General features: G+C 62.7%; 27 protein-coding genes. 12 read left to right on the top strand and 15 right to left on the bottom strand.

The genetic code is table 11. The annotated features are described in order from the left end of the window. Nucleotides 1–25: 25 nt before the first annotated feature. A complete protein-coding gene (gene mntR, locus NKI38_RS10650) occupies nt 26–478 on the bottom strand; it encodes a manganese-binding transcriptional regulator MntR (RefSeq protein WP_056578997.1) in 453 nt (150 codons plus the stop codon). Between the two features lie 212 nt (nt 479–690). Here mntR and NKI38_RS10645 point away from each other — a divergent pair, with 212 nt between their 5' ends. From NKI38_RS10645 to NKI38_RS10635, 3 genes are all read left to right on the top strand, one after another. Beyond that, the gene (locus NKI38_RS10645) at nt 691–2055 is read left to right on the top strand and encodes an Nramp family divalent metal transporter (RefSeq protein WP_352657137.1); all 1365 of its coding nucleotides are present in this window, start codon (nt 691–693) and stop codon (nt 2053–2055) included. Nucleotides 2056–2144: 89 nt separating this feature from the next. Further along, nucleotides 2145–2987, top strand: coding sequence for a protein-L-isoaspartate O-methyltransferase family protein (locus NKI38_RS10640; RefSeq protein WP_352657135.1), 843 nt, complete (start codon nt 2145–2147; stop codon nt 2985–2987). A 107-nt stretch (nt 2988–3094) separates the two neighbouring features. Beyond that, entirely contained in the window at nt 3095–3745 is a 651-nt protein-coding gene (locus NKI38_RS10635) for a dihydrofolate reductase family protein (RefSeq protein WP_352657132.1), read from the top strand. A 37-nt stretch (nt 3746–3782) separates the two neighbouring features. On the opposite strand, the gene NKI38_RS10630 is transcribed toward NKI38_RS10635, so the two are convergent. Further along, nucleotides 3783–4652, bottom strand: a complete 870-nt coding sequence (locus tag NKI38_RS10630; RefSeq protein WP_352657299.1) for a LysR family transcriptional regulator — start codon at nt 4650–4652, stop codon at nt 3783–3785. 98 nt (nt 4653–4750) lie between these two features. On the opposite strand from NKI38_RS10630, the gene NKI38_RS10625 reads away from it, so the two are divergent. Then, the gene (locus tag NKI38_RS10625) at nt 4751–5350 is read left to right on the top strand and encodes a LysE family translocator (protein WP_352657131.1); all 600 of its coding nucleotides are present in this window, start codon (nt 4751–4753) and stop codon (nt 5348–5350) included. Between the two features lie 211 nt (nt 5351–5561). On the opposite strand, the gene NKI38_RS10620 is transcribed toward NKI38_RS10625, so the two are convergent. Then, a complete protein-coding gene (locus NKI38_RS10620) occupies nt 5562–6356 on the bottom strand; it encodes an SDR family NAD(P)-dependent oxidoreductase (RefSeq protein WP_352657129.1) in 795 nt (264 codons plus the stop codon). A 207-nt stretch (nt 6357–6563) separates the two neighbouring features. Here NKI38_RS10620 and NKI38_RS10615 point away from each other — a divergent pair, with 207 nt between their 5' ends. Beyond that, the gene (locus NKI38_RS10615) at nt 6564–7019 is read left to right on the top strand and encodes a MarR family winged helix-turn-helix transcriptional regulator (RefSeq protein WP_352657296.1); all 456 of its coding nucleotides are present in this window, start codon (nt 6564–6566) and stop codon (nt 7017–7019) included. A gap of 23 nt (nt 7020–7042) precedes the next feature. Here NKI38_RS10615 and NKI38_RS10610 read toward each other — a convergent pair whose 3' ends face one another. Further along, the gene (locus tag NKI38_RS10610; protein ID WP_352657127.1) at nt 7043–8221 is read right to left on the bottom strand and encodes an MFS transporter; all 1179 of its coding nucleotides are present in this window, start codon (nt 8219–8221) and stop codon (nt 7043–7045) included. A 218-nt stretch (nt 8222–8439) separates the two neighbouring features. Between NKI38_RS10610 and NKI38_RS10605 the strand changes: the two genes are divergently transcribed. The 5 genes from NKI38_RS10605 to NKI38_RS10585 all read left to right on the top strand — a co-directional run bounded on the left by NKI38_RS10605 (nt 8440) and on the right by NKI38_RS10585 (nt 16253). Further along, nucleotides 8440–8796 carry an ArsR/SmtB family transcription factor gene (locus NKI38_RS10605; protein ID WP_352657125.1) on the top strand — a complete coding sequence of 119 codons (357 nt, stop codon included), beginning with the start codon at nt 8440–8442 and terminating at the stop codon, nt 8794–8796. A 262-nt stretch (nt 8797–9058) separates the two neighbouring features. After that, entirely contained in the window at nt 9059–9817 is a 759-nt protein-coding gene (locus NKI38_RS10600) for a metallophosphoesterase family protein (RefSeq protein ID WP_352657123.1), read from the top strand. 212 nt (nt 9818–10029) lie between these two features. After that, entirely contained in the window at nt 10030–10941 is a 912-nt protein-coding gene (locus tag NKI38_RS10595) for an SH3 domain-containing protein (RefSeq protein WP_352657120.1), read from the top strand. A gap of 363 nt (nt 10942–11304) precedes the next feature. Further along, nucleotides 11305–14808, top strand: a complete 3504-nt coding sequence (gene carB, locus NKI38_RS10590) for a carbamoyl-phosphate synthase large subunit (RefSeq protein ID WP_352657117.1) — start codon at nt 11305–11307, stop codon at nt 14806–14808. A gap of 272 nt (nt 14809–15080) precedes the next feature. Beyond that, complete coding sequence (locus NKI38_RS10585; protein ID WP_352657116.1) at nt 15081–16253, top strand: hypothetical protein; 1173 nt, start codon at nt 15081–15083, stop codon at nt 16251–16253. A 131-nt stretch (nt 16254–16384) separates the two neighbouring features. Here NKI38_RS10585 and NKI38_RS10580 read toward each other — a convergent pair whose 3' ends face one another. After that, a complete protein-coding gene (locus NKI38_RS10580; RefSeq protein ID WP_352657114.1) occupies nt 16385–16777 on the bottom strand; it encodes a RidA family protein in 393 nt (130 codons plus the stop codon). Between the two features lie 320 nt (nt 16778–17097). On the opposite strand from NKI38_RS10580, the gene NKI38_RS10575 reads away from it, so the two are divergent. Next, nucleotides 17098–18387, top strand: coding sequence for an IS4 family transposase (locus NKI38_RS10575; RefSeq protein WP_352657111.1), 1290 nt, complete (start codon nt 17098–17100; stop codon nt 18385–18387). A 172-nt stretch (nt 18388–18559) separates the two neighbouring features. Here NKI38_RS10575 and NKI38_RS10570 read toward each other — a convergent pair whose 3' ends face one another. The 3 genes from NKI38_RS10570 to NKI38_RS10560 all read right to left on the bottom strand — a co-directional run bounded on the left by NKI38_RS10570 (nt 18560) and on the right by NKI38_RS10560 (nt 20148). Then, nucleotides 18560–18952 carry a RidA family protein gene (locus tag NKI38_RS10570; RefSeq protein WP_352657109.1) on the bottom strand — a complete coding sequence of 131 codons (393 nt, stop codon included), beginning with the start codon at nt 18950–18952 and terminating at the stop codon, nt 18560–18562. 347 nt (nt 18953–19299) lie between these two features. Further along, nucleotides 19300–19764 (bottom strand): DUF6644 family protein, encoded by a 465-nt coding sequence (locus NKI38_RS10565; protein WP_352657107.1) that lies wholly within the window; start codon nt 19762–19764, stop codon nt 19300–19302. Further along, nucleotides 19765–20148 carry a DUF6152 family protein gene (locus tag NKI38_RS10560; RefSeq protein WP_352657105.1) on the bottom strand — a complete coding sequence of 128 codons (384 nt, stop codon included), beginning with the start codon at nt 20146–20148 and terminating at the stop codon, nt 19765–19767. A 213-nt stretch (nt 20149–20361) separates the two neighbouring features. On the opposite strand from NKI38_RS10560, the gene NKI38_RS10555 reads away from it, so the two are divergent. Beyond that, nucleotides 20362–20682 (top strand): DUF1476 domain-containing protein, encoded by a 321-nt coding sequence (locus NKI38_RS10555; protein WP_352657104.1) that lies wholly within the window; start codon nt 20362–20364, stop codon nt 20680–20682. Nucleotides 20683–20689: 7 nt separating this feature from the next. Here the strand turns inward: NKI38_RS10555 and NKI38_RS10550 are convergent, their stop codons facing one another. The 7 genes from NKI38_RS10550 to NKI38_RS10520 all read right to left on the bottom strand — a co-directional run bounded on the left by NKI38_RS10550 (nt 20690) and on the right by NKI38_RS10520 (nt 26706). Continuing rightward, entirely contained in the window at nt 20690–21154 is a 465-nt protein-coding gene (locus NKI38_RS10550; protein ID WP_352657103.1) for a cupin domain-containing protein, read from the bottom strand. A 287-nt stretch (nt 21155–21441) separates the two neighbouring features. After that, the gene (locus NKI38_RS10545) at nt 21442–21987 is read right to left on the bottom strand and encodes a DUF4142 domain-containing protein (protein WP_352657100.1); all 546 of its coding nucleotides are present in this window, start codon (nt 21985–21987) and stop codon (nt 21442–21444) included. Nucleotides 21988–22079: 92 nt separating this feature from the next. After that, the gene (locus NKI38_RS10540) at nt 22080–22823 is read right to left on the bottom strand and encodes a DUF899 family protein (RefSeq protein WP_352657098.1); all 744 of its coding nucleotides are present in this window, start codon (nt 22821–22823) and stop codon (nt 22080–22082) included. A 139-nt stretch (nt 22824–22962) separates the two neighbouring features. Further along, nucleotides 22963–23391, bottom strand: coding sequence for a lysozyme inhibitor LprI family protein (locus tag NKI38_RS10535; RefSeq protein WP_352657097.1), 429 nt, complete (start codon nt 23389–23391; stop codon nt 22963–22965). Nucleotides 23392–23590: 199 nt separating this feature from the next. Then, nucleotides 23591–24415 carry a carbohydrate ABC transporter permease gene (locus NKI38_RS10530; RefSeq protein ID WP_352657095.1) on the bottom strand — a complete coding sequence of 275 codons (825 nt, stop codon included), beginning with the start codon at nt 24413–24415 and terminating at the stop codon, nt 23591–23593. Between the two features lies 1 nt (nt 24416). After that, nucleotides 24417–25385 carry a carbohydrate ABC transporter permease gene (locus tag NKI38_RS10525; protein WP_352657094.1) on the bottom strand — a complete coding sequence of 323 codons (969 nt, stop codon included), beginning with the start codon at nt 25383–25385 and terminating at the stop codon, nt 24417–24419. A 52-nt stretch (nt 25386–25437) separates the two neighbouring features. Continuing rightward, complete coding sequence (locus NKI38_RS10520) at nt 25438–26706, bottom strand: ABC transporter substrate-binding protein (protein WP_352657092.1); 1269 nt, start codon at nt 26704–26706, stop codon at nt 25438–25440. Nucleotides 26707–26709 lie beyond the last annotated feature (3 nt).

Raw genomic sequence — 26709 nt, 5'->3', positions numbered from 1 at the left:
CGGGAAATCCGGCGGCGGGTGCGGCTCAGCGCGGCGCCGTCATCGCTTTACGAAACGCTTCCAGTGTCTCGGCGCTGACATGGTGCTCTATCCCCTCGGCATCGATGCGCGCTGTCTCCGCACTGACACCAAGCGAGCGCAAAAAAGCTTCCACGGTCTGGTGGCGGATGCGGCTTTCCTCCGCGACCTTGCGGCCGGCATCGGTCAGGAACACGCCGCGATAGGGCTTTCTCGACACCAGCCCGTCGGCGCACAGCCTGGTCAGCATCTTGGCCACGGTCGGTTGGGCGACGCCGAGCCGTGCGGCGATGTCGACCTGGCGGGCCTCGTTGCCGTCCTCGATCAGGTCGGCGATCAGCTCGACATAATCCTCGACCAGCGCGCTGCGGCGCGCTTCGCGCGTCTGCCGGAATCCCTCCGAATGAACATCGGCGTCAGGCAATGGCTCGCGCGGGACCGGTCTGTTCTTCAGCGCCAATATGCGCTCCTCCTCGGAGTTTTAGCCGTTGCTGCTTCATAGCACGGGCTTTGATTCTTCAGGCCGTTTATTTGCAGGTGCAACCGGCGTCCTCGATTGCCCCAGCGGCTACCAGATAAAAGCACGAACAATGAAATATAGCATATTGCATAATGTTGAGCCATGGCATACCTTAACGCCATATGGACCAGTCTCGCGGAAAGCCCTCCTTCATGTCCGACGTCGAAGCCACAGTTCCCCGCTCCTCATGGCGCTTCGCCAGGCCCGAGGAAGACGAACAGCCCAGCCTGCGCGAAGTCAATTCCTCCATCGCCGTGCCGAATTCGGGTATCTGGTTCCGTCGCCTGTTCGCCTTCATAGGCCCTGGCTACATGGTGTCGGTCGGCTATATGGACCCCGGCAACTGGGCGACCGACCTCGCCGGCGGCGCGCAGTTCGGCTACACGCTGCTGTTCATCATCATGCTGTCTAACCTGATGGCGATCCTGCTGCAGGCGCTGGCGGCACGGCTCGGCATCGCCACCGGCCGCGACCTTGCCCAGGCCTGCCGGGCCTACTATCCCCGTCCGGTCAACTTCGTGCTGTGGATCGCCTGCGAACTGGCCATCATCGCTTGCGACTTGGCCGAGGTCATCGGCACCGCGATTGCGCTGCAGCTTCTGTTCGGCATTCCGCTGATCGGCGGCGCGATACTGACGGCGCTCGACGCCTTCCTCGTGCTTCTCTTGATGAACAAGGGCTTCCGCTATCTCGAGGCCTTCGTCATCGCGCTTTTGATCATCATCTTCAGCTGCTTTGCCATCCAGATCTTCGTCGCCGCCCCACCGGCCGGCTCGATCCTGCACGCGATGTTCGTGCCGTCGTCGGAGATCGTCACCAATCCGGCGATGCTCTACATCGCCATCGGCATCATCGGCGCCACCGTCATGCCCCACAATCTCTATCTGCACTCCTCGATCGTGCAGACCCGCGCCTATGAACGCACCGACAAGGGCAAGCGCGACGCCATCAAATGGGCAACGACGGACTCGACCATTGCCCTGATGCTGGCGCTGTTCGTCAACGCCTCGATCCTGATCGTGTCAGCGGTCGCCTTCCACAACACCGGCCACCATGACGTCGCCGAGATCGGCCAGGCCTTCGAGCTTTTGTCGCCGCTGCTCGGCCTCGGCATCGCTTCGATCCTGTTCGCGGTGGCGCTGCTGGCTTCCGGCCTCAACTCGACGGTGACGGCGACGCTGGCCGGCCAGATCGTCATGGAAGGCTTTCTGCGCCTGCGCATCCCCAACTGGGCGCGCCGTCTTTTGACGCGCGGCCTCGCCATCGTCCCGGTGGTGGTCGTCACCGCGCTCTATGGCGAGAAGGGCACCGGCCAGTTGCTGGTGTTCAGCCAGGTGATCCTGTCGATGCAGCTGCCCTTCGCGGTCATTCCGCTGGTGCAATTCGTCTCCGACAAGAAGAAGATGGGCAACCTCGCCATTCCGCGCGGCGTCGCTGCTCTTGCCTGGGTGGTCGCGGCGGTCATCCTGTCGCTTAACTTCAAACTGCTCTACGACGCCATGTTCGGGATCGGCTGAGCTCCGCCGCGCCGAGACATCGATCACTCCCTCCGCGCAGAGGGTAGTCCCGCGACAAATCGGCGATCCGCGCTATCTTTTCCGGCATCATGGCCGGGATCGAAGACATCAGGAAGTTCTACGCGCGGCTGATGACGGCCAATGCCGGCTCGCCCGATCCTCGCCTGGAGGCGGTTTTCGCCGAGGTGCCGCGCGAAGCGTTTCTAGGTCCCGGGCCATGGACGATCATCGCCGGCAACGGCAAGATCACCACACCGAGCGCCGATCCGGCGCACATCTACCAGAATGTGCTGGTAGCGCTCGATGCCGACAAGGGCATCAACAATGGCGAGCCGTTCCTGCACGCCATGTGGATCGGAAAGCTGGCGCCGAAACCCGGCGAAGCGGTTACTCATATCGGCGCCGGCACCGGCTACTACACCGCGGTGCTGGCCAGACTGGTTTCACCAGGCGGCACCGCCACCGCTTTCGAACTCGATGAAAAGCTGGCCGATCTCGCGCGGAAAAATCTCGAAGCCTATGGCAATGTGACCGTCGTCCATGGCAATGCGGTAACGATGCCCTTGCCGCCATCCGACATCATCTATGTCAATGCCGGTGTGGCCGCACCGCCGGCCGGATGGCTGAAGGCGCTGCGACCAGGCGCCCGCATGATCTTTCCCTGGCGCCCAGCCGAGCGTGTCCCTCTGGCGGTAATGGTGACCCGCACCGAAAAGGGATTCGCTTGCGATCCGTTCATGCGCTCGTGGTTCATTCCCTGTGTCGGCGCCTCGGTTGCGGACCCTGCGGCGACGATCCCGACGCACGAGCAGGCCGCACTCAGCCGCTCGATCTGGCTGGTGGAGGACAAGGCGCCGGACCGCACGGCCACCGCAATCTTCGGCGATGTCTGGTTTTCATCGAAAAATCTCGACGCCAGGCCGCGCAAATGACGGTGGTTTGCCAAATTTCGCATGTCCTGTCGGACCGATGAGCACTCGCCCGTCCTTGGGCTGAAGTCCCGCCGCAGCGGCGTGGATTGAGTTAAAGGGAGCAGACAATGAGAAAGATCATCGCAGCGACATTCGTCAGCCTCGATGGCGTCATGCAGGCGCCCGGCGGTCCGGAAGAGGATCCTGTCGGCGGCTTCAAGTTCGGCGGCTGGACGTTTCATTACTTTGACGAGGTGGCGGGCGCGGCAATGGATGAACTCTTCTCCAAGCCCTTCGCCCTGCTGCTTGGCCGCAGAACCTACGACATCTTCGCCGCGTACTGGCCGTATCAGAAAGATTCGATCGCGGACGCCTTCAACCCCGCGACCAAATATGTGGCGACGCATCGGCCTGACACCCTCACCTGGCAGAACACGCAGTCGCTTGGACCGGATATCGTCGCGACGCTGCGCCGCCTCAAGCAGGAGGATGGACCTGACCTGCTCATCCAGGGATCGGGCAATCTGATCCAGACCTTGCTCGCCAACGGGCTGATCGACGAGATCCGGCTGATGATCTTTCCGCTATTGCTGGGCAAGGGCAAACGACTGTTCGGCGATAGCGCGATGCCGGCCGCCTTCAAGCTTGTCAAGTCGCAGGTCTCCAGCACCGGCGTCATCATGGCGACCTACGAGCGCGCGGGCGAAATCAAGGTCGGCTCCTTTGTCACGGGAGAGCCATCGGAAGCCGAACTCGAGCGGCGCAAGAACTGGAAGTAGAACTGCCGAGACATGGCGCTAAGCTGGAGCGAGGCGTTCAAGCCGCCTGCGGCCGCCGCGCCAGCCCATCGCGGATGTGGCGCGCGAATTCCTGCGCTGCCGGCCCGACTCCGAGTCTCGGCAAATGCAGGTTGATCGAGAAATTCGGCAATGGCGGCAGGCCGGAGTCAAACGGCAATATGTCGAGATCGGCCGGCACCGTGGAGGCGAGCCATGTGGTGACCGCGAGGTCGGAGCGGACCGTCGTCGTCGTCGCGTCGATATTACCGTTTTCGAACACGGTGCGCCATTCCAGCCCATGCTCGCTGAGCGCCGCCAGCACCGCCGGTCGGAAGGCGCAGGTGTCGGCGACGATCGAGACCGGCAACGGCCGCTTGGCCCGGGCAACGCCGCCCTTGGCGCCGACCCAGACCAGCCGGTCGATGGCAAGGCACTCGCCGGCCGAGGGGCCGACGCGTTCCTCGATCACCGCAAGGTCGATGGTCCCGGCCGCGAGGGCAGCGGTCAGCTCTGGCGACGAGGCGCAGACCAGCGATATTTCGACCTGCGGATAGGTCTCGGCATAGGTCTTCAGCACCGGTGCCAGCAAGGTGCCGACAAGGTCGTAGGGCACACCGAGGCGCACCTGCCCGGCGACCGGGGTGCCCGCCATTTCGGCCCAGATTTCGTCATTCAAGGCCAGCAGCCGCTTTCCCTTGCCGAACAGCTGTTCGCCGGCATGCGTCAGCCGCAAGCCGCGCCGGTCGCGCTCGAATAGGCCGGAACCGAGCGCATCCTCCAGCCGCTTGACCTGCTGGCTGACAGCACCCTGCGTGAGGTGCAGCGCATTTGCGGCCGCCGTCATGCTGGCCTTGTCGGCGACGGTCACGAAGGTGCGGATCAGTGCCATATCGAGATTTCGGATCATGACATGCATTATGACTGCTAATGCTAACCATGGCAAACATTGCATTTACTGAAGTTCGTGCACGGCTACGATGGCAACTTCCGAACAGAGGAAGCCGCATGCTCGAGTCCATCATCCCGCTCATCCTGTTTGCCATCGTTGCCACCACAACGCCCGGCATCGCCACGACCTTGTCGACCGCGTCCGGCGCCCAGTTCGGCTTTCGCCGTTCCGTGCCTTTGCTGGTCGGCAGCGCCGCCGGCCTCGCCACCGTGACCGGTGCCGCGGCGGCCGGGCTCGCCGGCTTGCTGCTTGCCGTGCCCTCGCTGCAACTGGCGATGAAGGTCATCGGCTCGCTCTATCTCGTCTGGCTGGCGATCAAGATGGGCCGCAGCGGACCGCCCAATCTGGATGTGACCATGGCCAGACCGAACAGCTTTCTCGGCGGCGCCGGCATTCAATGGATGAACCCGAAGGGCTGGGCGATGGGGCTGGGCGCCGCGGCCTCGTTCGCGGCGCTGGCCAGCGGGCCGATGCAGCTTGCGTTGCTGCTAGGCGTCACCTTCGGCCTCGCCGCCGCCGCCTCGTTGTCGCTGTGGTGCGTGGCCGGCATGCTGCTTGCCCGGCTGCTCAAGACCGAGCGGCAATGGCGCGCGCTCAACATCGTGCTGGCGCTGGTGCTTGCCGCATCGATCATCCCGATGTGGCGGACGGCCTGAGGCACGGCCTTGCAGAACCGGGGTTCCTCGCCCCCATGAAATGGGGGAGAGGTGGCCGCGAAGCGGTCGGAGAGGGGGCTTCGTAGGGCGGGTGCCTTTTAGAATTTGGTCACCGTCGCGCCATTCCCCCTCTCCGTCTCGGCTTCGCCGAGCCACCTCTCCCCCACATCCGTCCACATCCGTGGGGGCGAGGAACCCAAGCCTTGCCAGCTCAAGCCGCGTAGCGCGCGGCCGGCTTGTCGGCGTGCAGGCTGCCGAAGAAGACCTGCCGGGCACCGAGGAAAGTGTCCAGCTTGGCCGCATCGGCAAGCGCCGGCACGGTGACGGCTTCGCCCCTGGCCAGGCCGACAAGCGCTGCATCGACCATATCGTCGGCCGTCATGATGATCTCCTTCGGAAGCGTATCGATATCGCCGCCGGAAAGTTCCCAGAAATCGGTCCGGGTCGCGCCCGGCAGCACCGCCTGCACCCTCACCTCAGTGCCGGCGACTTCACGGTGCAGGGCTTCGGTGAAGTTGACGACATAGGCCTTGGTACCGCTGTAGATGCCGCCGAACGAGGTGTCGAAGGCAAGCACCGAGGCGATGTTGACGATGGCGCCGCGGTTGCGTGCGAGAAGCCCCGGCAGCACGGCACGGGTCAGGCGCGTCAGTGCGATGACATTGACCTTGATCATGCGTTCGGCAGCGTTCGCATCAGCAGTTGCCACCACGGACTGGCCGCCAAGCCCGGCATTGTTGACCAGCAGCGTCACGCTGTCGTCGGCTGATATGGCCTGCTCGACGCGGCGCACGTCATTGTCATCGGCCAGATCCGCGCTGATCACGCTGACCTTGCGGTCGTAGGCATAGCGCAGCTTCTCCGCCAGTTCCTCGAGCCGGTCGGCGCGCCGCGCCACCAGCACCAAATCATAGCCCTGCCCCGCCAGCCGGTCGGCATAGACCGCGCCTATGCCCGCCGAAGCGCCGGTGACGACCGCCGTGCCCTTGTTGCTCTGTCCACTCATTGTGCTGTTCCTTCTGTTTAAGTTGTTCGTTTCGACCGCCGGCGCCGTGGTCATCTGACTCGCCCTGCCGGAAAGCTATCTGATTTTATTTAGTGGTATATGCCACTAACTGCGAAGTAGGTATATGCCACTATCTTGTCAATGATCGAAGCGAGGATTATTTGACGGAGAGCAGCCGGACATTGTTCGCCGGCGCAAGGACCCATGATGTCGAAGGATACCCTGCCCGGCCTCACGCTTTGCAACAACGCCGCGCTGCGGCGCGCGGCGCGCAAGCTCGGCCAGTTTTATGATGATGTGATGGCGCCTTCGGGACTGAAGGCCACGCAGCAAGGCCTCCTCTACCAGATCCATATCGGCAACGAACCGGCGATGGGCGCCATTGCCGCCTCGCTGATCATGGACCTGTCGGCGCTCGGCCATACGCTGAAGCCGCTGATCCGCGACGGCTATGTCGAGACCTTCGCCGATCCGGAGGATCGCCGCATCAAGCGCGTGCGGCTGACGCCGCAAGGTCTCGTCAAGCTCGAGGAAGCGATGAAGCTTTGGCAAATCGCCCAGCAACGCTTCGAGGACGTGGCCGGCAAGGAACAGGCGGAGAGGCTGCGCGCGGCGCTGGATGAGATCGCCGCGCTGGATTTTGACCTGCCGCCGGCCAGCTGAGCCGGCAGCGAAGTCTTAAGGTTCTATTCAGCCGGCATGGCGACCGTCCGGGCCACCCACCGACCAGCCAGCATGACACCAAGCCCGATGATCGGGAAGATCGCGGCGACCAGGCCGAGATCGGCCGGCGCGCCGTAGCGCAGCACCGCACCGCCGACCACGGCGCCCAGCGCGACGCCGAGATAGAGCGCCGAGGCGTTAAGCGACAGCACGATCGGGGCGGCATCGGGCGCCAGCTTGATGATGCGGCTCGCCTGCGCCGGTGGGAACGCCCAGCCGACGATGCCCCACGGCACCATCATCGCCATCAGCGCCGGCCCGGCAATATGGTGCGGCAGGAAGGTCGGGATGGCCGACAGCAGGACCAGCATGCCGGCACTCAGCGCCAGCGACCAACCGACGGTGCGGGTCGCGCCGAACCGGTCGGCTGCCTGGCCGCCGCCAATGTTGCCGATGACGGCCCCGACGCCGAAGGCGAGCAGCATGCCGGGCAGTGCGATCTGGCTGAGCCCGCCGCCCTCGATGGCGAGCGGCGCGACATAGGCAAAGACGGTGAAGGCGCCGATCAGCGCCAGCACTGTCGTCAACAGGATCGGCATCACGCCGGGACGCAGCGCGGCAGCCAGCCTGCGCTTCAAGGGCAGCCTGGTGCCAACGATACCCTGCGGCAGCCGATACCACAGAATCGCGCCCGCAAGCGCGCCAAGGCCGGCGATGGCAAAGAAGGTGCCGCGCCAGCCGGCAATGGTGGCAACGAGCGCGCCCAGTGGCGCACCGATGGCTACGGCCACAGTGGTGCCGCCGACGACGACGGCGATGGCACGCGCCCGGTGATGGTCATCGACCAGTGCCACCGCGGTTCCTTGCGCAGTCGCGGCGAACAGGCCCGACGACAGCGCCATGACGATGCGCGCGATCAGCAGCAGTTCGAAGGAGGAACTCAAGGCGGCGGCGATGTTGCCGAGCACGAAGAACACCAGCGTCCACAGGATGACGCGGCGGCGGTCCCATTCGCCGGTCAGCGTCGCCAGGATCGGCGTGCCGACCGCATAGGCGAGCGCGAAGGCGGTGATCAGCGTGCCGGCCAGAGGAATGGAAATACCGGCATCCACCGCGATGTCGGGCAGAAGGCTGGAGATGACGAAGCCTTCGGTCGAGATCGTGAACGATCCGAGCGCAAGCCAGAAGAGACGCTTGTCCATGGCGGGGTGTCCTTAGTTCAAAGGTTATTGAACAATTGGACATAACCGGGCATCATGTCAATGAAGCCAGCGGAAAATAGCTGAACCCTCCTGACAGCCCCATGTCAGCATTCGGTCAGCACAGTCGGCCAACAGGGCCGCGAAACGGAGAAACAGTGTGTACGGACCAGAAGGACAGACGCGTTGAAATCGGCCCCGACTGTGCTTAGTTTCGAGGCATGACCTTGCCACACCCCAATACGGACCAGATCAGCCTGCCGGTCGTGCTCGGCGTGCTCGGCGATCCGACCCGGCTCGCCATCGTGCGCTATCTCGCCAGCAAGCAGGGTGTGCCGCTGAACTGCAGCCAGTTCCTCGATTTCGGCTCGAAGACCAATCTGAGCTATCACCTGGCCAAACTGCGCGAGGCCGGTGTCACCCGCGCCGAAGTGGTCGGCACCAACCGCATGATCACGCTGCGCCGCGCCGACCTCGACGCCCGCTTCCCCGGGCTGCTCGACAGCGTCATTGCCGCGGCCGGCGCTGAGCCGGCGTTGCCGGCGGTCGGCGGCCACGACCTCGAAATCCCCGCCTAGGCACGAAGTACCTGCGCCCTCGCAGAACTTGGGTTCCTCGCCTCCCGTGAAACGGGGGAGAGGTGGCTCGGCGAAGCCGAGACGGAGAGGGGGACCTTGACGCCCCCCAACCGTTCAAAGAAATTGGGTTTTTCCTCGACGCGCAAAGAGCCCCCTCTCCGACCGCTTCGCGGCCACCTCTCCCCCGCTTTGCGGGGGCGAGGAACCCAGATCCTGCAAGGTTCGCCTTGCCGACCAATCATTCCCACGGAGCCGCCAAAAAATGCGCATCGCCGTCCTCGCCGATATCCATGGCAATGTGCTGGCGCTGGACGCTGTGCTTGACGACCTGCGCCGGCGCGGTGGTGCTGACCTGACCGTCAATCTCGGCGACAGTGTTTCCGGCCCGCTATGGCCGCGCGAGACGTTTGCGCGGCTGGAGGCGCTCAACCTGCCGACGGTGCGCGGCAACCACGACCGCCGCGTCGCCGCCGACCCCGCTGATGACACCATGTGGCCCTCCGACGTCTATGCGCAGGAGCGGCTGACACAGGCGCAGCGCGAAGTCCTCTTCGCCCAGCCGCTGACCCTGGAGATCGCGCCCGGCGTCATCGCCTTCCATGCCCGGCCCGACCATGACGAAAAATATCTGCTCGATACGATCGTCAATGGCCAGTTGGTGCGCGCGCCGCTGGCGGCGATCCGGCGCCGGCTGAAGCCGCTCGATCCCGCCTGCCGCATCGCACTGTGCGGCCACAGCCACCGGGCGGAATTGATCCGCATCCCCGATGGTCCGGTCATCTTCAATCCCGGCAGCATCGGTTGCCCCGCCTATGATGATTCGACGCCGCCCGCGCATGTCTCCGAGCAGGGCTCGCCGCACGCCCGCTACGGTATCGTCACCTTGGGTGGCGCGGGCCAGCCCGACCGTTTCGAGGCCATCGCCGTCGACTACGACCACGAGGCGGCCGCCAGACAGGCCGAGCAGGCGGGACGGCCGGAATGGGCCCACGCGCTCAGAACCGGATTTATGTCTGGCTGAGCCAAGCTCATGTCTGGCTGAACGCACTTGCGTTCATGTCCAGCTGAACGCACTTGCGTTCCAGGCTGAATTGGCCGGCATGGGTGACAGCCGGCAGAGCGGAAACGGCGGTCGAATTTTCTGGCTTACATGGCGGCGCGTCGTCCCTTATAAAACCGGCCGGGCATGCGGCGGGCTCGACTCGCCGCGGCATGGTATCAGCGCACGGCCAAATGATGAGGCGCACAGTTACGCTCCGAACAACCCTGCATGCGCTGATTGCCGCTCTGCTACTGATGGCGGCATGGCCGGTCCTTGCCCCCACTATGGCTGAAGAGATGGCCGAAGAGGCGCCGGACCTCGTCATCTCCATCGTCACCGGCCTGGCACCGGACGATCTTCTCAATCTCCGCACCACCGCATCGCCGGTCGCCAAGGTCGAGGCCCGGCTGATTGGCGGCGACAGGGTGACCAATCTCGGCTGCAATGATGTCAACGGCTACAAATGGTGCAAGGTCGAGAGCACGGGCAAGCAGAAGCTGAGCGGATGGGCGCCGGCGCGCTACCTCATCCCGCTCAATCCGGCCCCCTATGTCGAAGGCGAGACAAAACCGGCCGATGCGCCGGTGGTTGCCTCCACTGGCGATGAGGCGGGCAAGCCGGAGGCCGAAGCCGCCGCTGAGGCCGCCGCTTCTGCTCAGCCGCCACCCGACCTGACGGCGCGGTTGGGCGGCGCCGGCCCGGCAACTGAAAGCATGCCGAAATCCGCCGCCGAAATCGGCCGCGCCGCGATGCAGGATGCCTATGGCTTGGCGCTGGCGGCGACCGAAACCTCAGGAGATGTCCAGGACGCCGCGCCGTCACAGCCGCCCGATTCTGCCGCCGACGAGATTCCCTGCGCCCGCTATGTCGGCCAGCCGATGGATCGCTGCAAGGTCAGCGTCGCGCGCACCGCCGACAAGACCGACGTCACGGTCACCTGGCCCGACGGCGGCACGCGCATCATCTCCTTCGTCGCTGGCAAGCCGGCCAGCTCCGACGCGCCCGGCGACTTCCGCTTCACCCAAGAAGGCAGCCTCAACATGATCCGCGTCGGGGTGTCGGAACGTTTTGAGATCACGGATACGTTGGCGCTGGGGAATTAGCTGGACTCTTCGGACGTCGGCAGGACAGCGCCCCCCTCTGTCCTGCCGGACATCTCCCCCACACGGGGGGAGATTGGTAGTTCTGGCACCTCCCCCGTTCCTTCATCGTCGAAAATTGGCGAAAGCGGTCGCGACGTCCAATCTCCCCCCTCGTGGGGGAGATGTCCGGCAGGACAGAGGGGGGCGCGAAGGAACGAGGCGCTTGTTTGGGGCAGCCCACGCAATCCCTCATTTTCGGGGTTACATCAGTCAAAACTCTTCCCTATAAGGCCCTCCTAGCCTGATACCAGAATCGCGAGCACAACCGGCCGGGTCTTCCCGTCCCGGTTTTTTGTGCAAGCCGCCCGCCGAACGGACCATGACATGCCAAGACGCACTGACATCAAGTCGATCCTGATCATCGGGGCCGGCCCCATCGTCATCGGCCAGGCCTGCGAGTTCGACTATTCCGGCACCCAGGCCTGCAAGGCGCTGAAGGAAGAAGGTTTCAGGGTCATCCTGGTCAATTCCAATCCGGCCACCATCATGACCGACCCGGAACTGGCCGACGCCACCTATATCGAGCCGATCACGCCTGAAGTGGTGGCCAAGATCATCGCCAAGGAGCGGCCCGACGCGCTGCTGCCGACCATGGGCGGCCAGACCGCGCTCAACACCGCTCTGTCGCTGCGCCGCATGGGCGTGCTGGAGCGCTACAATGTCGAGATGATCGGCGCCGACGCCACGGCCATCGACAAGGCCGAGGACCGGGCGCTGTTTCGCGAGGCGATGAAGAAGATCGGCCTGGAAACGCCGAAGTCGATGCTGGCCAACGCCACCGACGTCAAGAACACCGACCGCAAGACGCATGAGGCCGAGCGCGCCGCGGTCAAGGCCGAGGCCCCGGCCGATCTCGACGCCGCGCTCGATGCCTTGGAGACTCGCTGGAACCTCGGCGAAGGCGACCGCAAGCAGCGCTACATCAGCCACGGCATGGCGATCGCGGCCCAGGCGCTCGACCATGTCGGCCTGCCCGCCATCATCCGCCCGTCCTTCACCATGGGCGGCACCGGCGGCGGCATAGCCTACAACCGCGCCGAATTCTACGAGATCGTCCAGTCCGGCCTCGACGCCTCGCCGACCACCGAAGTGCTGATCGAGGAGAGCGTGCTCGGCTGGAAGGAGTATGAGATGGAGGTCGTCCGCGACAAGGCGGACAATTGCATCATCGTCTGCTCGATCGAGAACATCGACCCGATGGGCGTGCATACGGGCGATTCGATCACCGTCGCCCCGGCGCTGACGCTGACCGACAAGGAATATCAGATGATGCGCAACGCCTCGATCGCGGTGCTGCGCGAGATCGGCGTCGAGACCGGCGGCTCCAACGTGCAGTTCGCCGTCAACCCTGCGGACGGAAGGCTCGTCGTCATCGAGATGAACCCGCGCGTCTCGCGCTCGTCCGCTCTCGCCTCAAAGGCGACCGGTTTCCCGATCGCCAAGATCGCGGCGAAACTCGCCGTCGGCTACACGCTGGACGAGCTGGAGAACGACATCACCGGCGGCGCCACGCCAGCCTCGTTCGAACCCAGCATCGACTATGTCGTCACGAAAATCCCGCGCTTTGCGTTTGAAAAGTTCCCCGGCGCCGAGCCGGTGCTGACCACCGCCATGAAGTCGGTCGGCGAAGTCATGGCCATCGGCCGCACTTTCCAGGAATCGCTGCAGAAGGCGCTGCGCGGCCTCGAAACCGGCCTGACCGGCCTCGACGAGATCGAGATCCCCGGCCTCGGTTACGGTGCCGCGACCGCCAACCATGCCGACGACCGCAACGCCATTCGTGCCGCACTCGGCACGCCGACGCCCGACCGGCTGCGCATGGTGGCGCAGGCGATCCGCATGGGCACCTCGCTGGAAGACGTGCACGCCATGTGCAAGATCGACCCGTGGTTCCTCGAGCAGATCGCCGGCATCCTGGCCATGGAAGCCCGCATCCGCGAGCACGGCATCCCGCAGGACGCCGTCAACCTGCGCATGCTGAAGGCGATGGGTTTCTCGGACGCCCGCCTCGCCTCGCTGACCAGAACCGACATCGAGGTCATCGAGAAGGCGCGTGAAAAGCTCGACGTGCATCCGGTCTACAAGCGCATCGACACCTGCGCGGCCGAGTTCGCCTCGCCCACCGCCTACATGTATTCCACCTATGAAGTGCCGTTTGCCGGCGCGCTCGCCAACGAGGCGCAGGTCTCGTCGCGCAAGAAAGTCGTCATCCTCGGTGGCGGACCCAACCGCATCGGCCAGGGCATCGAGTTCGACTATTGCTGCTGCCACGCGGCGTTTGCGCTGCGCGACGCCGGCTATGAAGCGATCATGATCAACTGCAACCCGGAGACGGTCTCGACCGACTACGACACCTCCGACCGGCTCTATTTCGAGCCGCTGACGGCGGAGGACGTGCTTGAGATCCTGCGCGCCGAGCAGGCGTCGGGCGAGCTGGTCGGCGTCATCGTCCAGTTCGGCGGCCAGACGCCGCTGAAGCTGGCGGATGCGCTGGAGAAGGCCGGCATCCCGATCCTCGGCACCTCGCCCGACATGATCGACCTCGCCGAAGACCGCGACCGCTTCCAGAAGCTGCTGCACAAGCTCGGCCTCAGCCAGCCGAAGAACGGCATCGCCTATTCGGTCGAGCAGGCCCGCCTCGTCGCCGGCGAACTCGGTTTCCCGCTGGTGGTGCGCCCGTCCTATGTGCTCGGCGGCCGCGCCATGCAGATCATCCACAGCGAGGGCATGCTGCAAACCTATTTGCTCGACACCGTGCCCGGCTTGGTGCCGGAGGACATCAAGCAGAAATACCCCAACGACAAGACCGGCCAGATCAACACGCTGCTGGGCAAGAACCCCCTGCTGTTCGACACCTATCTCTCGGGCGCCATCGAGGTCGATGTCGACTGTCTCTGCGACGGCAAGGACACCTTCGTCTCCGGCATATTGGAGCATATCGAGGAAGCCGGCATCCATTCGGGCGACAGTGCCTGCTCGCTGCCGGTGCACTCGCTGCCTTCGGAACTGGTCGACGAGTTGGAGCGGCAGACCGCGGCGCTGGCCCGCGCGCTCAATGTCGGCGGCCTGATGAACGTGCAGTACGCGATCAAGGACGGCACGGTTTATGTGCTGGAGGTCAACCCGCGCGCATCACGCACCGTGCCCTTCGTCGCCAAGACCATCGGCCGTCCGATCGCGAAGATTGCTGCCCGCATCATGGCCGGCGAAAAGCTGGAAGACGCCTTCGCCCATTACGGCGCCATGCCCGACCCCAGGAACCCCGGCCACATCGCGGTCAAGGAAGCCGTGTTCCCCTTCGCCCGCTTCCCCGGCGTCGACATCCTGCTCGGCCCGGAAATGCGCTCGACCGGCGAGGTCATGGGCCTCGACCGCGATTTTGCGCTCGCCTTCGCCAAGAGCCAGCTCGGCGCCGGTGTCGACCTGCCACGCTCCGGCACGCTGTTCGTCTCCGTGCGCGACGAGGACAAGAAGGGAATATTGCCCGCGGTCAAGCGTCTCGCCGGCCTCGGCTTCAAGGTGCTGGCCACCTCTGGCACCGCCCGCTTCCTCGCCGAAAACGGCGTTGTCGCCGAGAAAATAAACAAGGTGCTGGAAGGCCGCCCCCACATCGAAGACGCCATCCGCAACCGCCAGGTGCAGATCGTCTTCAACACGACGGATGGCCAGAAGGCCGTGTCGGACTCCAAGTCGCTGCGCCGCGCCACGCTGATGCAGAAGGTGCCGTATTATACGACGCTATCGGGCGCGGCTGCGGTGGCGGAGGCCATTGCGGCGCTGAAGGCAGGGAGCCTCGAAGTGAGGCCGCTGCAGGAGTATTTTGCTTAGGCGATTAGCTTCCTTCTCCCCCGTTCTACGGGGAGAAGATGCCGGCAGGCAAATGAGGGGCAGAGGCGACGTGCCAGCGAAAGTGCTGCCTTCATCCGGCCCTTCGAGCCGCCGACAGACATGAGTCAACTATCTATGCCGGCCCTGCAGTCGTATTCGGTCAAGCGAAGAGTTTTTTGTGGCGACCCCACTGGCATTGCTTCTCAAGAACGACACTTGATTATGTTTCTGTCAGTCCGTAGCCTCGTTCTCAATGAATGGGGGGTAAAAAGATGGATAAGGGTAAGGTCAACACGGCTGCTTCCGAAATGGGAGCTACCGGCGCGCTGCAAAAGGTTCCTAGGACAGCCGCAAGAAGACTAGAGAACAAAATTTATCTGACGTTTGGAATTGGATGCTTCCATTTCGCTAGCCTCCGGCCAACTAGTGAAATAAACCGAGAAACATATTTTAATGATCTGAAGGAATACCTTCTTTCAGATAAATTAGTAACGAAGTTTGAAGCAGTAATTGACGATAATACAACTATTTATGCTGAGGAAAAGCCAGGATTGATAACAGAAAACATTTCAGACTCGGAAATATTTTATCCATACATAGATAACTGTTTAGTGAGATTTGAAATACACATTCCAAAGAGAATTCAGAAGGAATATATGCTTTCTTGGCGGGAGCCAACAACTAGTGAAAATTTTCTTGTTGAGATTGATTATGCAGAAGACGTTCCCGTTGCTTACGTCTGGCTTGACGCCGATGAAACTTCTCCGTCTACCGCTGTTTCGATATTGTGGAAGCATTTCAAAAACTCAAATCCAGAAAGCAAGACAATTAGATTTCAAATGGTTGGGCCATCACCATTTCACACCGACTTTGTAGTTAAACGAACTAAGATGGACAGATTAGACATATCTTTGAAAGAGTCTCGCGGCTACGACGGGATGACGATTGTGATTCCAGAACGGATCAGAACTGAAAACATAAAGGAACTTATTCGATATAGATTCACTGAAGAATTTTCCTTATTTTATGAGGCGTCAATAGACAGTATCAGGTTTCACGAAAGCTTCTCCTCTATATCAGAAAAAATAGACAAGATTATAGACAGTGAGTCATTTCTAAATAAAATACGTCGTATATTAATTGGCGGAGACCCGGAAGTTTATGATATATCAATTGAAATAGAAAAGGTAATGATAAGTCTTGAGAGGCTTCTGGCCAATTACAAAGAGAAAATCTCCTACATAGAGAAGTCTTTTGGTGAAATAATCAATAAAAATAAAATTGACGAAAGAATTTCTGATGTCGGATCAGTTCCGATTGAAAGATACCTCAATATAATTTCGATACTTCGTGATCGGCACACGAGCAGTAGGGCAAACTACACCGTAATAATATCAGCAGTTGTCGGAGCTGTCGCGGCTCTTATCGCAACCAAACTATTTTGACTGAGGTCGAGTGGCATACACATCGCGTAGGCATCTCCTAACAGCGAATACTTCGCGTAAGTCGACTCAATGAGCCTGGAATTCTGCTAGATTAAACGGTTACCGCGCCGTGGTTGGCACAAATGCCCCCCTCACGCCACCGCCACACACTCAATCTCGATATCAAACTCCATCGGCCAAGAAGCCACCGGCACAAAACTCCGCGCCGGCGGGTTGACGCTGAAGTACTTCGCATAGACCCGGTTGATGGCGTTGTAGAAGCCGGAATTGACGGCGTAGATGCGCACCATCACCACGTTTTCCAGCGAGGTGCCCGCCGCTTCCAGGCAGTGTTTCAGCGCCTTCAGCGACGCCTCGGTCTGCGTTTCGATGTCGCCGCGCACCATTTCGCCGGTCACCATGTCCACCGGCGGCGTCGCCGAGATGAACACGAAGCCGTTGGCCTTGACCGCTGTCGAACAGGGCAGGCCGAGCGCCCGCACCTTGTCCGACATGACCGGCACTTCGATGATTTCTTTCTTCATGGCAATTCTCCCTTTGTTTCAGGGAGCTTATCCCGGCATTGGCGGAACGCCAGCGCCGACACATGGTCCAGGGCCAGCCGCCCACCCCTGCCGTGGGAGCGCGCCTTCCCTTCTCCCCTTGTGGGCTAGCGTGCGCACACATTTGCTTCGTGCTGTGGTCAAGCGTGAAGAAGCGAAGTCGCAAAATGGCTTGAAGGGTTTGAATCCTATGTGATTCTGTATCTGCCATGGTTGATTCTGGAGGTTTCGACGATGGCTTCGTTGCTTGGATACTTCGGCGACCTGCGCCTGCAAAAAAGGGGAGCATGGTTCTGGAGCGCATGTTTGCGCGCGTCAGCGCGGGGATGCGCCGGTTGGCCGACACGCGAGCCGAGAAGGTCGCGTTCACACGCCTGTTTCGCAATCGCCACGTGAGCCCGCAAGAGATCATCCGCACGGCAGCGGCCCGAACAGCCGAAGTGACTGCCGGCCGCCACGTGCTGATCATCGAGGACAGCAGCGAGATCAACTATGAAGCCAAGGCTTCACGCAAGCGCGGTCTCGGTCGTGTCGGCAATGGCAAGGATATCGGGCTGTTCGTGCATCCGGCGCTGGCCGTGGATGCCATGGACGGCTCGGTCCTTGGCCTTGCAGGCGCCACGATCTGGCGGCGCGAGGCAAAGAAGGCGGATGACTACCAGGCGCTGCCTATCGAAGACAAGGAAAGCTACAAATGGATCGGTACCGCCAAGGCGGCATGCCAGGCGCTGGCCGACACGCCGCAGATGACGGTGGTCGGCGACCGCGAAGCCGATATCTACGAAGTCTTTGCGAGGCTTCCCGACGAGCGCACCCATGTGCTCATTCGCGCTGTACGGGATCGGGCTTTGGGCACGCGGGGCGAGCGCCTGTTCAGCGCGATCGCCAAGGCCCCGCAAGCCGGCCGCATTGCCTTCGAACTGCAGGCACGTCCCGGCCGGCCGGCCCGCACCGTTGAACTGGCCGTTCGCTTCAGCGCGGTAAACTTGCGCCAGCCCCGCCTTGGCGCCGACAGTCGCGATCCGCGCGAACTCACGCTCAACGCGGTGGAAGTGCGTGAGATCGATCCACCTTCGGCCAAGGACGCGGTGATCTGGCGGCTTCTGACGACACATTGCGTCAACACGCTGGCCGGCGCCATCGCTATCGTCGAGATGTATCGCTCGCGCTGGATCGTCGAACAGCTGTTCCGCACCGTGAAGTCGCAGGCCATCGATCTGGAGGAAAGTCTCATCGCCGATGGCGATGCGCTCGAACGTCTGGCCGCCGCCGCTCTGGTCGTCGCCACCAGGGTCATGCAACTCGTGCACGGGCGTGGTTCGCCGGGCCAAGCCTTCCAGGCCGCACGCCTCTTCGATCCCACCGAGGTCACCGTCCTGGAAGTGCTCATCGCCAAGCTCGAAGGCAAGACCCAAAAGCAGAAGAACCCGCACCCCATGCACACGCTCGCCTGGGCCGCCTGGTGTATCGCAAGGCTCGGAGGCTGGAACGGCTACGAAAAGGAACGCCCGCCTGGACCAATCACCTTCACACACGGCCTCAGACGCTTCAACGCAATCGTCGATGGCTTCGTTCTGGCCTCGCAAATATGAACCCGAAGCAAATGTGCGCGCACGCTAGCCCCTTGTGGGAGAAGGTGTCGCCGAAGGCGACGGATGAGGGGTGTTCCAGCGGAGTGAGGCGTTGGCGCTCCCTGGAACACCCCTCATCCGTCTCGGCGCTATCGCGCCGATCCACCTTCTCCCGCAAGGGGAGAAGGGAAGATCAACCCGTCGCCACGCACTCGATCTCGATATCGAACTCCATCGGCCATGACGCCACCGGCACGAAGGTCCGCGATGGCGGGTTTTCGGAAAAATGCCTGGCGTAGACGCGGTTGATGGCATTGTAGAAGCCGGAATTGACGGCGTAGATGCGCACCATCACGACATTGTCCAGCGAGGTGCCGGCCGCTTCCAGGCAGTGTTTCAGCGCCTTGAGCGACGCCTCGGTCTGGGTTTCAATGTCGCCCTTGACCAGCCTGCCGGTCGCGATATCGAGCGGCGGCGTGCCGGACACGAAGACCAGCCCGGCGGCTTTGGTCACCAGCGACAGCGGCACGCCCAGCCCGCGCACAGCCGCCGACAGCACTGGCACTTCGATGACTTCCTTCTTCATGGCAAATCTCCCTGAGTTTGCAGCAGGCTGCCGCTTTAGTTCTCATGAAGAGGACCCCCTAACCCTCCTCCCAAGGGCAGGGCTATCGCATGTGGATTCTTGCGAAGAAGGACCCCCACCCTAACCCTCCCCACAAGGGGGAGGGAACGCTGCCGCGTGCCCTTAAATTCTTCTTTGGCGCCGAAAGACAGGCGATTTGCCTAGGTCAGCGTCAACGGAAGTCTCCCTCCCCCTTGTGGGGAGGGGCTAGGGGTGGGGGTCCTCTTCGCAAAAAAACTGTAGGTGACAACCCAGTGCTTCAGGGAGCTTATCCCGGCGCTGGCGGAACGCCAGTGCCGGCGCTCGCTCTAATCAAAAAAACCGATGAAACGTCCGGCGAAAAGCACCGAGGTCCACAGCAGAATCGAGAGCACGGCCAGGACGGTCCCACCTGCCGGCTCGCCGCTGCCTGTTGCGCGGGAGAAGCGCGTGAAGACGAGGAAATTCACGCCGGCAACAAGGATGAGTGTCATCTTGGCGAGGAATATCGGCATCGCCGCGTAGGTGCTCGCCTTCACTGAAAACAGCAGCGAGCCTGTGACGAGCGCACCCGCGAACGCCGCCAATGCAATGTGGCGCAGCAGCGCGACGAATGCCGCGTGCGGCAGCGAGCGGAAGGCGCCGCAGATCCTGAGGTCCATGAGAACGACGCTGGTCAGCAGCGCGCCGATCGACATGATGTGGAGCGCGTTGACCACGGGGTAGGCAACGAAGGAAGCCTTCAGCCAACGCGCGAAGGCGAGTTGCTCGATACCGGCGAGGAACTCCGCCATTCAGGCCGGTGGCACACGGTCGGGATAGACATCATACGTCTTCCCATTGACGATGATGCGCACCGCTTTCATGCGCTTTTCGGTCGCCTCGAGCGAGCGGTTGCCGATCGCGGTCACCTCGTCGCCGACCTTGGCAACCTCCTCCGTGAAGCCGGCAGCGATCGTGCCGGATGGCGGCGCCATCTCCACCCGCCAGGCCTCTCCCTCGGCGTCGACATCCAGCGTGGCATGCGGATTGCCGATATAGATGGCCGTGATCTTGCCCCTGAGTTCGAAAAACCCGTCCTGCGTCCACGACCAGCCATGATGGGCATAGGCCGCGGTGCCGGCGGCAAGCATCACGGCCGCCGTCAGCGCGACACCGCGAATTCCGTTGAACTGCATCGCTCGTCTCCTCGTTTCATCCAGAGGCATTCGAGAAGTAGGACACGGCAAGGCAAGGTCAAATCACATCGGACGAAAGGCCGTGCCGCAAGGCGCCCGCTCAATCACCGGCGACCCTGCCTTGCTAATGACATCCATGCCCGCCACTCTTGCCCGTCTTGGCCGCTTTTCCCCCAGGCTGAAGACCGGACTCACATCAAAACGAGGCAAACCATGAGCAGCATGAGAGACCGTCAGGAAGGCTTCGAAAAGAAGTTTGCGATGGACGAGGAAACGAAGTTCAGGGCCATGGCGCGCCGCAACAAGCTGCTCGGCCTGTGGGCCGCCGAAAAGCTCGGCAAATCCGGTGCGGACGCCGACGCCTATGCGAAGGAGGTTGTGCACGCGGACTTCGAGGAGGCCGGCGACAACGACGTGTTCCGCAAGGTGCGCGCCGATTTCGACGCGGCAGGCATCGCCCAGTCGGATGCTCAGATACGCACCGCCATGGAAGACCTGCTGGTAACCGCGGTCGAGCAGATCAGGTCGACCTGAGCATCGCTCACCCCTGCCCTGGATATGGCGTTCCATCCTTGTGCAGAAAGCGTCCGTCGGAGCTTGGGCTCATCATGTCGACGTCGGAGCAGGTGATGACATCGTCCGGGTTGCGCGAGCCGACCTCCAGATAGAGCGCCGTCGTCGACGAGCGGTTGATCAGGTGATGGCCATTGCCGCTGTTCTTGGCGAAGGTCGCGCAATCGCCTGCCCTGAGCAGCGTCTCACCGCCATCCTCGACCAGCGTCAGCTCGCCTTCCAGCACAGTGACGAACTCATCCTCATGGCTGTGCCAATGGCGCTGGCTGGACCAGCCGCCTGGCGGCAAGGTCATCAGATTGACGCCGAAATCGGTGAGGCCGCCGGCGTCACCGAGACGCTGGCGTGTGCGGATGGCACAGGGGGCATCGAAGGGTGCGGGGTAGCGGGAGCCTTTGCGGACGGGCACGGCTGATAGGTCGACCTTGGGCATGGGTGTCTCCCTCGGATTGGCGGCCGCAGTCTAATCCACGAAGGGCTGAGGAACAGGGCCACCTTGCGGCAGTGGTTTGCCAACATCCACCGCGGCAGTCTACGGCCCCCTCTGTCCTGCCGGACATCTCCCCCTCAAGGAGGGAGATTGGCTGTCACTGCGGCCTTCGCAAATTTTCACCCTTGCAAGAAGAGCGCCGGCGCCGAAGCTGCCAATCTCCCCACTTGAGGGGGAGATGTCCGGCAGGACAGAGGGGGGCGCCGTAGGGTGCCGACCTGGGACCGCCTTCAACCCTGGTGCGCGACCGCCAGCTCCTTCACGTGCTTTTCGTGCATCTTCAGCGTCGGCAGTGTCTTCTTGGCGAATTCCTTCATCGCCGGGTCGTCGCCCGACTTTGCATAAGCGCTGAACAGCGCGACGGCTTCCTTGTGGGCGTTGGTCTGCATCTCGATGTATTTCGCCTGGAACTGACCGCTGCCGGTGCTCTTCAGCTCATCGAGCATCTTCTGCTCCTTGGGCTGCAATGCCGGACCGGAAGGTGCGGTGGCCGAGGTTGTCTGGCCCTGGCTGAGAGCCGCCTTGAAATCCTCGCCGGCCTTGGTGTGATCGGTTACCATCTGCTTGGCGAACGCCTTGACATCGGCGTCGGTCGCCTGTTGCTCGGCGAGCTTGCTGGCCTGAATCTCGAACTCATTGGCGCTTGGCACCATTTTGATGAAGGTCGAAGTGTCGACCTTGGTCGCGGCGACAAGCGGCGCGACCGTCGCCGATTGGGCAAAGGCAGGCGCGCCGCCCAGCATTGCCGCCGCGGTAAGGACAAGAAGGGTCTTCATGGCATGTCTCCGGGTTTGAACTATCCCTCGGACAATCCAACGCGGTAAAAGCGACGAGGTTGCGCGGACATCCCTTCTCAAACGATGGCCCCTCAATGGCAGCACGCCTCGCCATATTGCAGCTGCTCGTGCCAGTTCGGCCGGCCTTCCGGCGTGAAATCCATCAGGTTCCACAGGATCTCGCAGGTGCCGATGGCGCGCGGGTCTTGGCCCGGCTCCGGCGGCGCGAAGCCGAGTTCGGACGACCAGAAATGGCGGATGCCGTCAGCGTCGCGATGGAACACCGACAGCAGCGGGATCTGCGCGCCGTCGGCATCCTCGGCATTGTAGTCGCGCTTGAAGCTGTTGGAAGCTGAAGACACCAGCCGCATGTTGCGCCAGCCCCGGTCGCGGCCGAGCGTGACCAGGTTTTCGAGCGCGGTCTTGCCCACCACCGCGAAATTGAAGCCGGCCGCCTCGAGATGGCCGACCGCGCCGTCGAACTGGTCGAGCAGCGCCGTACAGGACGGGCATGGCTGGTCCTGTCGCGCAAGCTTCGCCGTGCCGCCGCTCGCGGCTACATCGCGCTTCTCCTGCGGGTGACGCGGAAACATCATGTTATAGAGGATCAGGCTGTCCTTGCCGGGCGCGAACAGCTCCGACAGTTTCACCTTTGCGGACTTGCCTTCGGCGTCCAACCCGTCGAACTCATAGTCCTGGCGGATCAGCCCGCCCGGCGGCAGTGCCCGCCGTGCCTCGGCCACGTCCTCCATGGCGCGGCGCAGCACGATTTCCTTCTGCAGCAGCTTTTCGCGCGCGGTGCGGTATCTGGCGGATTCGTTGGGGAAGGTGATCATGGTCGTCTCCTTGGTCGTCGCGCCGGCGTCCCGGCGCGGTTGCTCTACGACCCAAGGACGTCTGGCGACGATCGGTTCCGACATTTTTGCACGGAGAACGGCGACGAAGCAGCATGCCTTCCCGGAGCGGCGACGAACCCTATTGGGCTGCCGGCACCGGGCAGTCCGTATCGGCATCCGTGCAATTGAGGTAGCCCTGCAGGTCCTTCAGCCTGTTGTTGGTGAGGGACGCCTGGCAGGAGGCGACGACCATCGGATACATGCTGCCCGCTTCATCGCGCGGGCCACCCTGGAAATTGCATTCGGCGTCACGGAAAGCGACCCAGGCGCGCTGCGCATCGACCAGCAGCTTCTTCGACGCCGCCTCGCCCTTCAACCTGCCCTCGATCTGCCTGTAGGCATCGTTGAGCTTCGCGTCGGCCTCGTTGAACGCTTTGCCCGCACACTCGTTCATGGTCGCCTGGTCCTGCGCATTGGCGCAGTCATCGGCCCTTGCCGTGCCGGCATAGAGCGGAATGGCAAGGATCAGGGTGGCGAGGCCGGTTCTGGAAAGCAACAGCCGCATCATGTTTCTCCGGTTTCAGTTGATCCCGCGCCCATGGGACTGCAAGACCGAAGCTTAACGCCCGATCCGTTGCCGGCAAGACCCGGTCTGTGGCCTTGGTGGACATTTCCTTTACTTACAGGATTCTCGTACTTACCGGATTCTCGTACTTACAGGATTCTCGGGGCGGCTCGGCAAAACGCGCCGCAGGATGACAGCCGCCTCACCCCTTGACCCCGCCGGCGGTCAGGCCGGAGACGATCTTGCGCTGGAAGATCAGGACCAGCACCACCAGCGGCACGGTAACGATCACCGATGCGGCCATGATGTTGCCCCAGGGGATCTCGAACTGCGAGTTGCCGGAGAGCAGCGCGATCGCCACCGGCACGGTCCGCTGTGCGTTGTTGGAGGTGAAGGTCAAGGCAAACAGGAACTCGTTCCACGCGCCGATGAAGGCCAGCAGCCCGGTGGTCGCCAGCGCCGGCCACATCAGCGGCAGGAACACCCGCGTGATGATGATCCACGGCGTCGCGCCGTCGAGGATCGCCGCCTCCTCGACCTCGACCGGCAGGTCGCGGACGAAGGTGGTGAGCACCCAGACCGTGAAGGGCAAGGTGAAGATCATGTAGGAGAAGATCAGCGCAAACAGCGAATTGTAGAGGCCGAACATGCGGACCAGTTCGAACAGCCCGGCCAGCAGCGCCACCTGCGGGAACATCGAGACCGACAGGATGGTGAACAGCAGGGCCGAGCGGCCGCGAAAGCGGATGCGTGCCAGCGCATAGGCTGATGTGACGCCGAGCAACAGCGACAGCGCAACGACCGCGCCCGAGACGAACAGCGAATTGATGAGATTGCGCACGAAGCTGCCCTCGGTCAGCACATTCCGGTAGTTGGCAAGACTGACCGTCGCCGGCCACAGATCTGCCCGGAACAGGTCGGTTCCCGATTTCAGGCTGGTGACGATGGCATAGTAGAACGGGAACACCGCGACGAAGACGATTCCGCCGACCAGCAAGTAAAAGGCCGTGCGCTTCAGGATCCACATGTCAGCGGCCTCCGTCCAGGCTGACCCGGCCAACCCGGATGGTGACGATGGTGAGCAGAGCGAGGATCAGGAAGAGCAAGGTCGAGGCGGCAGAGCCATAGGCGAACTTGTCGAACTCGAACAGGTTCTCGCGGGCGAACACCGACATAGACTTGGTGTGCACATTGTTGGGCGTCAGCACATAGATCAGGTCGAAGATGCGCAATGCATCGAGCGCGCGGAAGATCACCGCCACCATCACCGCCGGGCGGATGAGCGGCAAGGTCACCCGCCAGAAGATCTGCCAGGGGTTGGCACCGTCGAGCCTGGCGACCTCGATGATCTCTCTCGGCAGCATCTGCAGCGCGGCCAGGATCAGCAGCGTCATGAATGGTGTCGCCTTCCAGATATCGACGATGAGGATCGCCGCCATCGCCGTGTCGGCGTTGGCCGTCCAGGCGATCTTGTTGCTGATCAGGCCGAGGTTGAGCAGCACGACATTGATGATGCCGAACTGGTCGTTGAGCATCCACTGCCACATCTTCGCCGAGACGATCGTCGGGATGGCCCAGGGGATCAGGATCGCCGCCCTAACGATGCCGCGGCCCGGGAATTTGGCATTGAGAACCAGCGCAACGATCGTGCCGAGGATCGTCTCGCAGGTCACGGAGACCACCGCGAAGCGCATCGTGTTCCAGACGGCACGCCACCAGACCGGATCAACGAGCAGACCATCGTAGAGGACCCGCCCGCTCGGCATGCTGAACACCGAGAAATAATTGCCGAAGCCGACCCATTGGCGTGCGTCGAGGTCGGCCAGCGAGGCGTCGGTGAAGCTGAAATAGACTGTGCGGGCAAGCGGCCAACCGGCCGCCGCGGCGAGCACCAGAAGCATTGGCGCCAGGAAAAGCCACGCCGAACGAACGCGCTGTGCCTTCAGCGGCGAGTGCGCAGCCCTGGCTGTTTCGGGTACCGGTTCCATTCCTGTCATCTCGCACCCGCTCGTTGCGGTTCCGCCGGGCGGATGCCCCAGCATCGTCGCGTCACCAGCCTCGGCCCTCCATCTTGGTCAGCATCGCTTCGAGGTCGGCCAGATTGTCGGCGGCAGTCCCGTCGCCCGAGAGCGTGTTGTGAATGGCGTTCCAGAACTGGCTCGACGCCTCGTTGTATTTGATCCTGGTCGCGGCCGAGGGGCGCGGCACCGCGTTGAGAAAGATCTGCTTCCAGCGCGGAACAATCGGCTGTTGCCTGGCGATGTCGGCATCGTCATACAGCGCCTGGATTGTCGGCAGGTTGGACGTCTTCAGCGTGCGGTATTTCTGCATCGCGGGCGAGGCGATGAACTTGACCAGCTCGATCGCGGCATCAGGATGCTTCGAATATTTGGAGACGGCGAGGTTCCAGCCGCCCAGGGTCGCGACCGGTCGGGCGCCTTCGCCCGTGCCGGCCGGCAGCGGCGCCACGTCGAATTTGCCCTTGATCGGCGAGCCTTCGCCGTTGCCGAGTGCGTAGGCATAGGGCCAGTTGCGCATGAACACCGCGTTGCCGGTCTGCCACACGCCGCGCGATTCCTCTTCCTGATAGGCAAGCACGCCGGGCGGTGCGATGGTCCCGACCCAGCCCTTGGCCATATCGAGCACCGCCGCCGCTTTCGGGTTGTTGATGGAAATGGAGCCGTCCGGCTCGATGATCTGGCCGCCGCCATTCGACATCACCCATTCGAGCGCGTTGCAGGTCAGCCCCTCATAGGCATTGCCCTGGAAGACGAAGCCCCAGATATCCCGATTGCCCGCCGCACGCTCCTTGTCCATGACCAGCTTGGCGGTGTCTGCCAGTTCCTTCCAGGTCGCCGGCACCTTTGCGCCGTATTTGTCGAGGAGATCCTTGCGGTAGTAGAGCGCCGGCGCATCGGTGAAGATCGGCAAGGCGACGAGCTTGCCATTGACCGTCTGCGACTGGATGATCGACGGGAAATGGGCGCCGACGACATCCTTGGTCGCGGCGGTCAGATCGACGAGTTGGCTGGCGAGCTGCGGCGCCCAGATCACGTCCGTCTGATAGACGTCGATGTCGCTGTTTCCCGCGGCGAGCCAAAGCCGGTATTGGCCGAACTGGTCGGTCCCGGACGTCGGCATGACGACGATGCCGACTTTGTTGCCGCTGTCTTTCTCGTAACGGTCGAGGATCTCGCGCAGCACCTTGATGCCGTCGCCGGTATCGCCCGACACGATCGACAACTCCACGGCCCGCGCCGGCGTGCCAACCAGCATGGCGGCGACGCCGAGCGCCAGGAATGCGTGAAAAAGCTTCATGAT

It is taken from the genome of Mesorhizobium sp. M0621 (genome assembly GCF_040320745.1).
Lineage (GTDB): Bacteria > Pseudomonadota > Alphaproteobacteria > Rhizobiales > Rhizobiaceae > Mesorhizobium.
The sequence above is the reverse complement of the archived record's forward strand: the minus strand, read 5'-3'. Positions and strand labels throughout refer to the sequence as shown.